The 14,157-nt window shown below is 63.3% G+C and carries 10 protein-coding genes; 7 read left to right on the top strand and 3 right to left on the bottom strand.

Annotated elements, in window-relative coordinates:
• Positions 1-96: 96 nt before the first annotated feature.
• The 3 genes from asd to ISX93_RS12965 all read left to right on the top strand — a co-directional run bounded on the left by asd (position 97) and on the right by ISX93_RS12965 (position 4,981).
• Positions 97-945 (top strand): archaetidylserine decarboxylase, encoded by an 849-nt coding sequence (asd, locus tag ISX93_RS12975; RefSeq protein WP_195779154.1) that lies wholly within the window; start codon positions 97-99, stop codon positions 943-945.
• Positions 946-1,053: 108 nt separating this feature from the next.
• Positions 1,054-2,862, top strand: coding sequence for a molecular chaperone (locus tag ISX93_RS12970; protein WP_195779153.1), 1,809 nt, complete (start codon positions 1,054-1,056; stop codon positions 2,860-2,862).
• A gap of 64 nt (positions 2,863-2,926) precedes the next feature.
• Positions 2,927-4,981, top strand: a complete 2,055-nt coding sequence (locus ISX93_RS12965; RefSeq protein WP_195779152.1) for an EAL domain-containing response regulator — start codon at positions 2,927-2,929, stop codon at positions 4,979-4,981.
• A gap of 56 nt (positions 4,982-5,037) precedes the next feature.
• Here the strand turns inward: ISX93_RS12965 and serB are convergent, their stop codons facing one another.
• On the bottom strand, positions 5,038-6,252 hold the full coding sequence (serB, locus tag ISX93_RS12960) for a phosphoserine phosphatase SerB (RefSeq protein WP_195779151.1): 1,215 nt from the start codon (positions 6,250-6,252) through the stop codon (positions 5,038-5,040).
• A gap of 130 nt (positions 6,253-6,382) precedes the next feature.
• On the opposite strand from serB, the gene ISX93_RS12955 reads away from it, so the two are divergent.
• A complete protein-coding gene (locus ISX93_RS12955; protein WP_195779150.1) occupies positions 6,383-7,906 on the top strand; it encodes an AhpA/YtjB family protein in 1,524 nt (507 codons plus the stop codon).
• A gap of 138 nt (positions 7,907-8,044) precedes the next feature.
• Here the strand turns inward: ISX93_RS12955 and ISX93_RS12950 are convergent, their stop codons facing one another.
• Positions 8,045-8,911 (bottom strand): hypothetical protein, encoded by an 867-nt coding sequence (locus ISX93_RS12950; RefSeq protein WP_195779149.1) that lies wholly within the window; start codon positions 8,909-8,911, stop codon positions 8,045-8,047.
• A gap of 133 nt (positions 8,912-9,044) precedes the next feature.
• On the opposite strand from ISX93_RS12950, the gene ISX93_RS12945 reads away from it, so the two are divergent.
• The 3 genes from ISX93_RS12945 (at position 9,045) to ISX93_RS12935 (ending at position 12,298) form a co-directional block, all read left to right on the top strand.
• Positions 9,045-9,809 carry a hypothetical protein gene (locus ISX93_RS12945; protein ID WP_195779148.1) on the top strand — a complete coding sequence of 255 codons (765 nt, stop codon included), beginning with the start codon at positions 9,045-9,047 and terminating at the stop codon, positions 9,807-9,809.
• Between the two features lie 451 nt (positions 9,810-10,260).
• Entirely contained in the window at positions 10,261-10,869 is a 609-nt protein-coding gene (gstA, locus tag ISX93_RS12940) for a glutathione transferase GstA (protein WP_195779147.1), read from the top strand.
• A 304-nt stretch (positions 10,870-11,173) separates the two neighbouring features.
• Positions 11,174-12,298: a methyltransferase gene (locus ISX93_RS12935; RefSeq protein WP_195779244.1), complete on the top strand. Its 1,125-nt coding sequence runs from the start codon at positions 11,174-11,176 to the stop codon at positions 12,296-12,298.
• Between the two features lie 21 nt (positions 12,299-12,319).
• On the opposite strand, the gene ISX93_RS12930 is transcribed toward ISX93_RS12935, so the two are convergent.
• Entirely contained in the window at positions 12,320-14,146 is a 1,827-nt protein-coding gene (locus tag ISX93_RS12930; RefSeq protein ID WP_195779146.1) for a long-chain-acyl-CoA synthetase, read from the bottom strand.
• Positions 14,147-14,157 lie beyond the last annotated feature (11 nt).

Raw genomic sequence — 14,157 nt, 5'->3', positions numbered from 1 at the left:
CACTGCCGGTCACGCTAAACTGCGCCCCAGCCCCTGCCGGCAGCGCCATGCATGCCGGCAGATGAATGTTTGCCTTAGCGTTTGCAAGGATCCCCCATGAAAGACCGCCTGTTCATCCTCAGCCAGTACCTGCTGCCCCATCACCTGCTCTCGCGCCTGGCCGGCTGCATAGCCGAATGCCGCCTGCCCTGGTTCAAGAATGCCTTCACCGGCTGGTTTGCCCGGCGTTATCAGGTCGACATGCGCGAAGCCCTGGTCGAGGAACTCACCGAGTACGAGCACTTCAATGCCTTTTTCACCCGCGCGCTCAAGGATGGCGCCCGGCCCCTGGCGGAAGAAGCCGATGCCGTGCTCTGTCCGGCCGACGGCGCCATCAGCCAGCTAGGTCCGATCGAACACGGCCGCCTGCTGCAGGCCAAAGGCCATGACTTCAGCCTGACCGCACTGCTTGGCGGCGATGCCGAGCGCGCCGCGCCCTTCATGGGCGGCCAGTTCGCCACGGTGTACCTGTCGCCCAAGGACTATCACCGCGTGCACATGCCGCTGGCCGGCACCCTGCGCGAGATGGTCTACATCCCCGGCCGGCTGTTCTCGGTCAACCAGACCACCGCCGAGAATGTACCCGGGCTGTTTGCCCGCAACGAGCGGGTTGCCTGCCTGTTCGATACCGAACGCGGCCCCATGGCCGTGGTGCTGGTGGGCGCGATGATCGTGGCCAGCATCGAAACCGTCTGGGCCGGACTGGTGACACCGCCGCGGCGTGAGCTGAAAAGCGTGCGCTACGATGCCGCCGCACGTGCACCGGTGGTGCTGGAAAAGGGTGCGGAACTGGGCCGCTTCAAGCTGGGCTCGACGGCCATCGTGCTGTTCGGCCCGGAACAGGTGCAATGGGCAGCAGGACTCGAGGCCGGCAGCGCGGTACGCATGGGCCAGAAAATTGGCTGACAGGGCTTAATCCGCAACAAAATCACCACCACCGCCAAAGGACTGACAGCTACAATCGGCCTTGAAGGCCGCCAGGTCTTCCGCCAAAGCGCTCAACAGGAGCCAGCGATGCACACGGACAAACTGCGTCCACATCAGCAATTGCGCATTCCGACACCGGATCAGCGCGCCCTGTCCTTGTGCGAAGCCAGTCCCAAGGGACTCGCCGAATGGCTTGGCAATCTGCCCAAGGCCAACCTCGGCGAGAGCGCCCGCCTGCTCTATCAATGCCTGGTCGAACTCAACCAGCTGGAGACTTCCAGCAGCAGCCGCATGCGCCTGATGGAGCTGCTACGCCCGGAAGTCCTGTTTGTCTGCAAGCAGCTGGAACGGCATTTCCTCAACCAGTCGGTGGTTCTCGATGAGCGCCCGCGCAAGGTCGCCAACCTCTGCCAGGCGCTGCAGAGCCATCTGGCCAACGGCTACAAACTGATTGTCGTGCAGGATGCCAGCAGCTTTCGCAAGGAACACGCCCAGCAACTGGCTACTGCCCTGCAGCGCAGCCTGCACAGCCTGTTCGGACCACTGGTGCGCGCCTGCCAGCTTTACTGTGCTGTCGCAGACAGCGTGTGGCTGGAGATACACCTGCTGTATCAGACCGCCAGCAGCCTGAACCTGCAGCAGCTGCAGGTCAGCGATCCGCTGAGTCCGCCCGGCACGCTGCAGACTGTCGAGAACGCCTATCTGAGCGCCTTGCTGGTGGGCTGTGCCCGCACCAGCCAGATGCGCCAGAACGCCATTGCCAATCTGGCCGAGGTGATTCCAGCCTGGGCGCCACTGGCACGCCTGGTGGCAGCAGACAAACCCGGCGCATTATTCTGGGTGCCCACCACCCGGGATGCGCCGCCGCGACCGAAGTCGCGCTTCAGTGACACTGAAAAACAGGCCCTGCTGGGCATCGACCCGGCCCCCCTGGTGGACGCCATCAGCAGGTACCAGGAGGCTGCCGAGGACAGCCCCGCGCAGGCATGCCTGCCGGGCGCCAAACGCCTGCCCGCGGAGCAGCTGGAGCATCTGCGCACCGCCTGGGGTGACAGCACCGAGAGAACCTCCCAGCGCTTCCCGGCCCAGGGCAAGGTCAGCCTGTGCATCGGCATGACCTCCGTGCATTACTTCATGTCTGGCGAACAGGCCTTTGGCGATGTTCTGAAAAGTCCGGCCAGCGCCGCTTTCGGCCGCAGGAAAAAAAGCGATGACGGCACCGATGTCTGGGCCCGCTCCTTTGATGCCCAGGCCATTTCCACTTCAATGCGCGGCGAAGCAATGGAAGAAATCCAGTACAAGGCGCCGGCTGGCCAGCAAGGCAGCTTTGCCGGCACCAGTGAAAGCGAGAAGTATCCGCTTTATAGCCTGTCGCTGGTCAGCCAGAGCCCGGAAGGCTACTGCCTGAGCTGGTCACACGCGGTTCCCGGCCAGCTTCAGGCTGGTGAACTGCTCGGCATCCAGGACCCCAGCCGGAAAAACTGGAGCCTCGCCGTGGTGCGCTGGATACGCCAGGTCCGCACGGGCGGCACCCAGATGGGTGTTGAACTGATGGCACCCAATACCCAGCCCTGCGGCCTGCAACTGATCCGCAAAGGCGAGCAGAACAGCCAGTTCCTCCGCGCACTGCTGATCCCCGAGAGCGCAGCCCTCGGGCGAGCAGCCTCGCTGATCACCCCGCGCATCCCCTTCCGCGAAGGCAGCAAGGTCCTGATAAACCTTGACGGCATGGAAAAACGCGCCCTGCTGGGCAATCGCCAGGCAACCACCGGGAGCTTCAGCCAGTTCGAATACCGTGAGGACGCCCTGCGCGACCCGCTTGCCGACCCGGCACAAGGCGCCCGCAAAGGCCGCCCGGGGGAGGAAGATTTTGACTCCCTGTGGAAGTCGCTGTAGATTGCCCGACACCCCCTTTTTTGCCGCCACTTCTCGCGTATTCAGCGCGTTCTGACTATTCCAGATGCCCATCGAAAAAAAGACCATCCGCTTGCTGATCCTCGAAGATTCGCAAAATGAAGCTGAACGCCTCGTCAGCCTGTTCCGCAACTCGGGACGCTCCACCCGCGTCCATCGCCTGACGTCTGCCGACGATCTGCTCGAGGTTCTGCAGCAAAGCTGGGATCTGCTGATTGCCGCGCCGGCGAGCGCCAATCTGGAGCCTGGCGAGGCGCTGGCAACCCTGCGCCGTCAGGCCCTGGATATCCCGTTCATCCAGTTGGTCAGTGGCCATGACTTCGACGCCATCACCGAAGCCATGGCGCTCGGTGCCAGCGCCGCCGTTCCCCAGGACGAAGACGAACTGCTGGTACTGCTGGCCAATCATGAACTGGCGGGGCTTGAGCATCGCCGTGCCCGGCGCGCCGCAGAAATGGCCCTGCGCGAGGCGGAAAAGCGCTGCCAGCTGCTGCTCGAAAGCTCGATGGATGCCATCGCCTATGTGCACGAAGGCATGCATATCTATGCCAACCGCAGCTATCTGGCCCTGTTCAACTATGAGGATGCCGAGGAACTCGAAGGCATCCCCATGATCGACCTGGTGGCCAGCGAGCATCAGCTGGTGTTCCGCGATTTCATGAAGAGCTACCAGGAGCACGACAGTGCCAGCGACCTACTGTTCCAGGGCATGACCGCTAACGGTGACACCTTCAACGGGCGCATGAGCTTCTCGCCGGCGACCTATGACGCCGAACCCTGCATTCAGGTGGTCATCCGCCGCGAGGCCGAGGAGCGCGATACCGCGGCAGCCATCGAGGATCCGATCACCGGCCTGTTCAACCGGCACCATTTCATCGAGATCATGGATCAGGCCCTGGATAACGCGGTCCAGACCGGCCAGGCAGCGAGCCTGGCGTTCATGCGGATCGACCGGCAATCCACGCTGCTCGCCAGCATCGGTATTGCCGGTATGGACCTGCTGCTCGCCGAGCTGGCCAACCTGCTGCGCGAACACTTCCCGGACAGTGTGCAGCTGGCCTGCTTTTCCGATGATGCCTTCACTGCCCTGCTGCCAGACCAGACCCCGGAAAAAACCGAGACCCAGCTTCGGGCGCTGCTGAAAAAAGTTGAAACCCACCTGTTCGATGTCAACGGCCGCACCGTGCAGATCACCCTGTCGATCGGGGTTGCCGCACTGGATAAGCAGACCACCCACTCGCAGGAAGTCATCGACCGCGCGCATCGCTGCGCCGACGAACTGAAGGACGGCAATGCCCTCAAACTGTTCAACCCGGCGGATGAACTGAAGGCTGCCGCCAGTCGTGGCGACAAGGCAGCGATGATCCAGCACGCCATGGACAACAATGCGTTCAGCCTGCTGTTCCAACCGATCGTCAGCCTGCATGGCGATAGCGACGAGCACTATGAAGTGCTGCTGCGCATGCTCGACCCGCAGGGCAAGGAAGTAGCGCCGGCGGACCTGATCGAAGCAGTGCACTCGGGCGGGCTCAGCGAGAAGATTGATCGCTGGGTGATCCTCAACTCGCTCAAACGGCTCGCCGAGCATCGCAGCAAAGGCCATAACACCCGGCTGTTCGTCCAGCTGTCCGCGGCCAGCCTGCAGGATCAGACCCTGCTGCCGTGGCTGCAGGTAGCGCTCAAGTCCGTACAGGTGCCGCCTGACGCACTGGTCATCCAGTTCAGCGAGACGGACGCGATCGGCTATCTGAAACAGGTCAAGGACTTGACCACAGGCCTGGCAGAAATGCACTGCAAGGTGTCGATCAACCAGTTCGGTCGCGTCGGCAACCCGCTCAATACGCTGCAGCACTTGCGCGTCGACTATGTAAAAGTCGACGTCTCTTACACCCAGGAACTGAGCAATCCGGAAAACCTCGAGTCACTGAAGGGCTTGCTGGCCAGCCTGCACACCCAGGGCAAGCGCACCATCGCGCCCGGCATCCAGACCGCGTCGAGCATGGCCACGCTCTGGCAAACCGGGGTCAACTATATTCAGGGGGACTTCCTGCAGGGGCCCAGCACGAACATGAACTACGAGTTCGCCTCGGGCAACGAGTAGTCCGCCGCACCAATGAAAAAGCCGTCGCTAGCGACGGCTTTTTCATTTTGCCCTGCTCAGTCCTGTCCCTCGCGATCACGAAAGCCCAGCAGATACAGAATGCCGTCCAGCCCCAGGGTGGAAATTGCCTGCTTGGCGGACTGCTTGACCAGCGGCTTGGCCCGGAAAGCCACCCCCAGACCAGCCAGGCCGAGCATGGGCAGGTCGTTCGCCCCATCACCGACGGCTATCGTCTGCTCCAGGCGCAGGCCCTCCTTCTTTGCCAGCTCGCGCAGCAGGTCGGCCTTGCGCTGGGCGTCCACCACCGGCTCGACGGCTACCCCGGTAAGCTTGCCATCGACAATCTGCAGTTCATTGGCATAGATGTAATCAATGCCGAGTTTTTCCTGTAGCTGACGGGCAAAATAACCGAAGCCACCAGACAGGATCGCGGTTTTGTAGCCAAGCCGCTGGAGCTCGGCAAACAGGGTTTCCGCGCCCTCGGTCAGCCGCAACGCGGCGCCAACTTCTTCCAGCACGGATTCCGGCAGGCCCTTGAGCAGTGCCAGGCGCTCCTTGAAACTGGCGCGGAAATCGAGTTCGCCGCGCATCGCCCGCTCGGTGATGGCAGCCACCTGCTCGCCAACCCCGGCGGCCTTGGCCAGCTCGTCGATGACTTCGGCTTCGATCAGCGTGGAGTCCATGTCGAATACGGCCAGGCGCCGGTTACGGCGGAACAGCGAGTCGCGCTGGAAGGCGATGTCGACATTCAGCTCCTGCGCCACGCTGAGAAACTCGGCGCGCAAGGCGGCGGCATCCGCCGGCTCGCCACGCACGGAAAACTCGATGCAGCCCTTGCCGCACTCCTCCGGCGTATCCAGCGGCATGCGCCCGGAAAGCCGATCGATGTGATCGATATTCAGGCCGTAGCGCGCGGTGATACTGCTGACCCGCTGCAACTGCTCGGCGGTGACCTTGCGCGTGAGCAGGGTCACTATGTAGCGCGGCTTGCCCTGGCCGCCGACCCACTGCTGGTAATCCTCCTCGGACACCGGGGTGAAGCGCACCTGCTGGTCAAGCTTGTAGGCGGTGAACAGCACATCCTTGAGCACCGAAGACGCGGTTTCGTTGTCCGGAATCTCCACCAGGATGCCAAAGGACAGCGTGTCGTGAATCACCGCCTGGCCAATATCGAGGATATTCACGCCACCCTGGGCCAGTACCCCGGTAATGGCCGCAGTCAGGCCCGGACGATCTTCTCCGGTGATATTGATCAGGACTATTTCGCGCAAAGCAGCTTCTCCGCAGTCAGCCGGACCGCATTCTACCCATATTCCGCCCAGTGCTGGCAGTCGTGGCGCTTTGCCGGGCGCAGGGTGACCGTTATACTGCGGGCCAATTCCACTCGAAAGAGCCGCGCCCTTGACCCGGCCCACGACCATCAAACCCGACAACTTCTTTCTGCTGCTGTTCAATGCCGTGCGCTATCGGCGCATTCCGTTGACCTTGCGCATTGCCAGTCACAGCCTGCTGCTGGTCGGTCTTGCCCTGATCATTTGTGCCTGGGTGATGGGCATGCAGTTCAGGAATGCCATGCAGCAGCAGGCCGACGCCATCGGCCAGAGCCTGGTCACCCAGACCGCCGCTTCGGCAACCGAGTTGCTGGTCGCCAACGACATGCTCAGCCTCAACGTTCTGTTGAGCAACCTGAACAAGAATCCGCTGGTGGCGCATGCCGCCATCTACAGCGTCGACAACCGCACCCTGGCCGAAGCGGGCACCCGCCCCAAGCGCGACTTTCTCGGCGAGACCGACGGTCTGTACTCCTCCCCCATCACCTTCCAGGAAGTGATTGCCGGCCACCTGCGGGTCAGCCTGGACATGCAGCAGTTCAACAAGCCGATGAGCATCAGCATGCAGAGCATGGGCCTGCTCGGCGGCATCCTGCTGCTGCTGGCGCTGTACCTGAGCCTGCGCCTGGGCCGCAACATCTCCACCCCCCTGCTGCAACTGCGCGCCTGGCTGCGCGACCCTGATGATCCGGCGCCCGGCGCCGGACGCCAGGACGAGATCGGCGACATCGCCCGGCACCTGCAAAACCTGCTGGTCGAGCCGCGCGAGGAAGCGGTGCCGCTCACGGCAACCGGAGAAGAGCCGGACTTGGAGGATTACACCGACGACCCGGTTGACGATGTCGACGAACCGACCTTCCAGATCCGCAATCTGCGCGACCCCGGTTTCGACAGCCAGGACGACGATGGCGAGCCTCACAGCCACCTGCACCCGGCACAGGAGGAAGATCCGTTTGCCGAGCTGCGCGCCGAAGCCGAGGCCGCTGCTGCGACAATGCCATCCGCCCCCTCGCGCGCCATGAGCAGCCAAAGCGCCCTGCTCGCCGTGCAGATGGGTGCCCAGGACCAGTTGCGCCGCCTGCCCCGCGCCCGCCTGATGGATCTGCTGCAGCGCTATCGCGACTGCCTCGAGCAGATCGCCGAACTCTATCAGGGCTCCCTGCACACCCTGAATGACGGCAGCAGCCTGTTGCTGTTCGACAGCTCGCGCAGCGGCGAAGACTACCTGACCCATGCGCTCTGCTGCGGCGAACTGATGCGCGCGCTCGGCCATGCGCTACAGATCGAGGTGGCCGACAGCGGCATCACCCTGCAGCTGCAGCTGGGCCTGACGCTTGGCGAGAACCTGGCGAGCCTCGATCAGGGTGACCTGCTGCTCAGTGACTCGGCACACAATGCCCTGGCGCTCAGCCAGCACAGCCGCAACCTGCTGCTGGTTGATCGCGCAGTGGCCGATGATCCGCTGCTGCGCCAGCGCGCCCGAATCCGCTCGATCGCCAGCCCCGAGGGTGCCTGCTGCGTGGAGCGCCTGCTCGAGCCCTACCCCGCGCTGCTTGAGCGCCAACTGGCGCGACTGCACGAAAGCCGCACGTGATTGATCGATAGGCGGGATCTCCAGGGGATTGGAGATCCGCTCGAGTTCACCCATTTCTTGGCGATACCGCCATGCGCAAAAAATGGCCGGGGCGGTATAAACCCACCCCGGCCAGATCTCCACCCGAAACAGCCCGCGTCAAAAGAAGAAATCGATCTCGGCCTGGCCACCAAACTGGTTGCCGTCGCCGGCCCCCACGGTCAGCCCGGCCTTGAGGTTGACCGTGTCATTCGGTGCATAGAGCAATTCCGGAAGCAGCGAGGCCTGATTGACGTCGGCAAAGTCACCCAGGTAGGTCACTTCGAGAACCGGATAGAGATTCTCCGCCAAGGGCGCGAAACGATTGGCCAGGCGCAGGTCGGCCACATCGAAATCATCGTCACCCGCCGGGTTGAGATCATCACTCTTGCGGTAGAAACGCGCACCGGCATTCATGTACCAGCGTCCCCAGCCGCCATCGCCCTCGGCCAGCATGCCGGCCAGATACACATCGCCCTTGTGGTTGACCACGTCATAAAGCCGGCCGTCGTGCTTGGCATCCAGCGACTCACGCACCTGGCCAAACCCGGCATACCAGCCCAGCACATAGCTGTGCGAGGTCTCGTCCCAAATCTGCGACTGGAACTCCAGGGTGGTGTAATCCCAGACACCGCCATCACCCTCGATATCCAGATCGGGATAATCGCCCGGTGCGACCGGGCCATAGGACTCCTCACCCGGTTCGGCAGTCGCCCGCCCATCGCCATCGGTATACAACGGCGCATCGAGGCGCAGCTGCGAATGTTCGAACACCGGCAGGGCAAAGCCGAGGCTGCCGGTCCAGCCATCAAAATCATCCACCTCGTCCAGCTCCATATCGGAAAAGCTGGCAGCGCTGGCACTCAGCATCGGCCCGGCCACCGGAATGGCCGAGCGGGTCTCCATCGGTGCCGGCGGCTGGGCCGCCAGAGCACTCGCTGTAGCAAACGCGCCTAGCGCGCCGAACATCCACTGACTTTTGAGCATGACCCCTTTCCCCCAGTAAGTTATTCGTACAGATCAGTGCGCCCCCCTTGCAGGGCTACGCGCAAGTCTGGATAAATCCGATCGCAGTAACAGTGACCATCCACACGCTTTTTAAAATAGACCAGGGAACGCCATGCCGCCCGTTTCTCCGCCCTTCCGCCCGACTCGCCGCCGCGGGCTGCTACTGGCGCTCTGCCTGTTGCTCGGGCTGACCATCTGGTGGCTTATGCGCCCCACCTGGCAGCACGACGTGCCGCGCGACCTGCCCTGGGCCGTGGCCGACTACCGCACGGCGCACTTTTCCCACCAGACCCTGCCTGACGGACGGATCCGCCTGCAGATCGAGCATCTGCCACTGCCGGACATCAGCCCGCAGATGCTCGCCTGGTGGTACCGGGTGCTGCCGATCTCGACGGTCGAAATCAGCGGCACGACCTATCCGCTGTACCAGATCTTCCACCTGAGCGAGCACGGCCAGCTGTGGCTCGAGGAAGCGGCCAGCGATGGCTCGCCGGGCATGGGCGTGGGCGCCCTGGTGGCCCGCCGCGAATGGTTCGGCCCGTTCGACAGCGAGGGTGCCGGGCGCGTGGTCAGCATCTCCGCCGCGGGCATGACGGTTCGTCCCGAAGTGGCCGGGGTACCGATTGGCGAGATCCGCCACCTGTTCAGCGCCACCCCGACCGGCAGCCAGTACCGGGTGGAAACCCTGATCGGGGTCGACTGGCCGCTGCTCGGCCCGCTGGTCAACGCCCTGCTGCGCTACAGCACCTTTCACGAGGCCATGCTGCGCGAATGGGAGCGCCACCAGATCGAAGAGGTCAGCCTGCTGCATTACTACTTGCCGCAACTGTATGCCCAGCAGGCACCGGCGTATCACTTCACGCTGGCGCTGCCGTAGCGCTGGCACTCCTCGCCGGGACAGCGGGACAGCGGCTTGGCTCGCCGGCCGCGGGCACTCGCCAGGTACCCGGGGCCAATGCAGAGCCCATCAATATGTTCTGTACTCGTTATGGGTTGGTTCATCCTAGTGGGCTTTGTCGGGTGGGTGAGGCCAGGGGCCGTCACCCACCAACCGGCCGCACGGGCGGCCACCGCGATGCCGTTGGCATTGATGGCGGATTACACCGCTGCGCGACTAACCCACCCTGCAAAAGCACGTTCAACCACTAACGCAGACATAGCCCATCGATAGGCAGCGAGCGGGCGACTACACTTTTTCTACCGATGAGCCTTCAACCGATGAGCCGCGGGCGGTGGCCCGGGCACCGGCTCATCCCCGGCCAGCAGTGAGGCCCTCCGGCTGTGCCCCTTGCTGCGCTTCGCCAACCCTTCCATGACAGGACTGCACCATGAAACTCTACTATTCCCCCGGCGCGTGCTCGCTCTCCCCCCATATCGCGCTAGAAGAATCCGGCCTGGCTTACGAGGCCATCGCCGCGCCGACCAAGACCCACCAGTTGGCCGATGGCACGGACTACTACAGCATCAACCCGCTGGGCTACGTGCCCCTGCTGGTCCTGGACGACGGTCGGCAGTTGCGCGAAGGCCCCGCCATCGTCCAATACATTGCCGACCAGGTGCCGGCCAGACACCTGGCCCCCGCCAACGGGACCTTCGAGCGCGCCAAGCTGCAGGAGTGGCTCAACTTCATCGGCACCGAGCTGCACAAGGGATTCAGTCCGCTGTTCAATCCCGCCACGCCGGCCGAATACAAAACCATGCTGATCGCCAAGCTCGGTGAACGTCTCAAGTTCACCGACGGGCTGCTGGCAGGCCAGCAGTTTGTGCTGGGCGACACCTTCAGCGTGGCCGACGGCTACCTGTTCACCGTGACCAACTGGGCCCAGCCGCTGGGCATCGACCTGGCCCCCTATGCCAACCTGGTCGCCTACCGCAGCCGGGTGGCGGCGCGCCCGGCAGTGCGCGCTGCCATGCAGGCCGAAGGCTTGATCAAGTAGGAACAGCGGCTTCCGCTTTGGCCGGCCATGCCGGCGACAGCGGTTGAGCGTGCTTCTGTAGGGCGGGCCTTGGCCCGCTGCGGCCAACTTCTGGCCCGACCTGCCATTTCGCGCTTTTTCTGGGCTAAAGCCCAGCCTACGACAAGCGAGCATTCAACCCGTAACGGGTACAGCGCCTTTTTCAACGGCCTGTTAAACCCCATGACAGATGATCTTGTCGGCGTGGCACGGCATACTGCCGGCCCGTCCGGGAAGCGAGCCGAATCCGCCCGTCTCTGCCGGACCCCGCATGCAGTCGATTGCCATGGCCACTTTCACCAGCGCTTTTACCCAGCTCGAGCTGCTGCGTCAGCCGACGCAGCCCAACGAACCGTTGCAGGCATTCGATGCCGCGGACGAATACCTGCTCAGTCAGGTGCAGGCCCTGCCACTGTCCGCGGACTGCCGCGTACTGCTGCTCAACGACAGCTTCGGCGCGCTCGCCTGCAGCCTGGCCGGGCGCTGCCGGCTGACCAGTTCGGGGGATTCGCATCTGGGTTTTATCGCGCTGCAGAACAATCTGGCGCGCAATGACCTTGCTCCGGACAGCGTTACCTTTGTCCCGGCCAGCGCGGCAGTCGAGGGCCCGTTCGATCTGGTGCTGATCCGCGTACCAAAAACTCTGGCGCTGCTGGAAGAACAACTGATCCGCCTGCAGGATCAACTGGCAGCGGGTGCACAGGTGATTGCCGGCGCCATGCTCAAGCATTTACCGCGGGCCGCCGGGGACTTGCTGGAGCGCTACATAGGCCCGGTGCAGGCCTCACTGGCGGTAAAGAAAGCCCGCCTGCTGATTGCCACACCGGTTGCATTACCGGCCGCCGCGTCGCCTTACCCAACCCGCTACAGGCTTGAACAACCGCCATTGGAACTGCTCAACCACGCCAACCTGTTCTGCCGCGAAGGACTGGATATCGGCACCCGTGCCATGTTGCCACATCTGCCGCGCAGCCTGAACCCGCTGCGGGTGGCAGATCTGGGTTGTGGCAACGGCGTGCTCGGGATTGTCTATGCACTGGCTAATCCGCAGGCCGCACTGACACTGATTGACGAATCCTACATGGCTGTGCAGTCGGCAGCGGCGAACTGGCAGGCGGCATTGGGCGAACGCCCGGTGAGCATCCGTGCAGGCGATGGCCTGGCCGAACAGCCGGCCGAATCCCTCGACCTGGTGCTGTGCAATCCGCCATTCCACCAGCAGCAGGTAGTCGGCGACTTCCTCGCCTGGCGCATGTTCACCCAGGCCAGGGCTGCACTGGTGCGCGGGGGCGAGCTGTGGATTGTGGGCAACCGCCACCTGGGTTATCACGCCAAGCTCAAGCGCCTGTTTCGCGGCGTCGAGCAGGTTGCTGCGACGCCCAAGTTCGTCATCCTCAAGGCGATCAAGTAGGCGCCTGTCAGAAGCGACTATTCAGAAACGATAGGCGCCTTGCTGGATTTTCCCGAAGATTGCTTTTGACAGCGGCTTGAAACTGTCGCTGCCCGGCAGGCGCACCAGCAGGGTATCGCTGGTTTGGGCCGGGTCGTAGGCCACCTGTTTCAGGTCGGCTTTCTTGTATTTGAAGGTGCCGGTGCTGTCGACCTCACCCAGCAGGCGGATAAACAGCGGCGCGGCATAGGCCGGCATAACCTTGTCCAGGTACTGCGCCAGCGCCTTTTGCTCCAACCGTTCGCCTGTTTTCAAGCGCAGTGCAGCCATGCCGCAGCGGCCATTGGTCTGCGGAATTTCCACGCCGTAGACCACCGCATCTTCCACCCCGGGAAAAGCCCCGAGCAGGCTTTCGACTTCGTTGGTCGAGACGTTTTCGCCCTTCCAGCGGAAGGTGTCGCCGAGGCGGTCGACAAACTGCGCATGCCGGCAACCGATATCACGCATCAGGTCACCGGTGTTGAACCAGGCATCGCCCTTCTTGAACACGTTGCGCAGGATCACCGCTTCGCTCTTGGCCGGGTCGGTATAGCCGTCGAACGGGTATTTCTGGCTGATCTCGCCAATCAGCAGCCCCGCCTCGCCCTGCTCCGCCTTTTGCATAAAACCACGGGCATCGCGCAGCGGCTGCTCACTCTCCAGGTCGTACTTGACCACGGCAAACGGCGCCGGCGAAAAGCCTACGGTGTTGTCAAAGTTGAAGGCATTGACGAAGGCGATGTTGCCCTCGCTGGCGCCATAGAATTCGATGATGCGTTCGATGCCGAAGCGGGTTTTGAATTCACCCCAGATCGACGGCCGCAAGCCGTTGCCGATCATGCTGGTCAGGCTGTTGTGCTTTTCTTCCGGGCATTCCGGCTGGTTGAGCAGGTAACGGCACAGTTCGCCGATGTAGCAAAAACTGGTGGCCTGGTAAAACGCCACATCCTTCCAGAACGCGCTGGCGGAAAATTTGCGCCGCACGGCCATTGCCGCACCACCGGCCAGCGCGGTGCACCAGCTGATCACCACGCCGCTGCTGTGGTAGAGCGGCAGCGTCATGTACAGCACATCGGTATTGTCCAGCCCCAGCCCGGACAGACCAAAACCGCCATAGGCCTTGATCCACTTGTTATGGCTGATGACCGCTGCCTTGGGCAAGCCGGTGGTGCCGGAGGTGTAGATGTAGAAACACGGGTCCTTGAGCCGGACCCGTTGCGTGTCCGACGGGTTGCTTTCCTCCTGGCCGATCAGCTGCCTGGCCAGATTCACCCAGCCGCGCGGGGCCTTGCCGATATCCTGCAGGGTGTCCGTGTCGGCCAGCCAATAGCAGCCCTCGCGGGCGCCGTGCACGTCCTTTCTGACTTCCTTGAACGCGTCGAGCAGTTCTTCGCCAACCACGAAGAACGCCGGCTTCGCCAGATTCAGGCTATGGGTCAGCACCTTGCCGCGCTGCGTGGTGTTGATCAGTGCCGCGACGGCGCCGAGCTTGGCCAACCCCGCCAGCAGGGCCAGCTGCTCCAGGCGGTTTTCCAGCATCACCGCCACCACTGTGCCGTGTCTTACCCCATCGGCCTTGAGCGCCCGGGCCATGCGGTTGGCCCACGCGTTGAACTGGTAGTAACTGAGCATGCGCGTCTCATCCATGACCGCCGGACGGTCAGGGTGCAGCCGGGCTGCGCGTTCCACCGCCCAACCCAATGACAGAGCCTTTTCCCGGTTGCTGATCGAGCTGTAGTAAACCCCCTGCAGCATGCGCGGCATGCGGTGGAGATTGGCGTGAATCTGCGCGAGCAGACGGACGGGAGAAATCAGATCGGCTGGGGACATAGCGCTCACGT

It is taken from the genome of Pseudomonas sp. N040, from assembly GCF_015637705.1.
GTDB lineage: Bacteria > Pseudomonadota > Gammaproteobacteria > Pseudomonadales > Pseudomonadaceae > Aquipseudomonas.
Note: the sequence above shows the minus strand (reverse complement) of the source record. Positions and strands in the feature narration are given on the sequence as shown.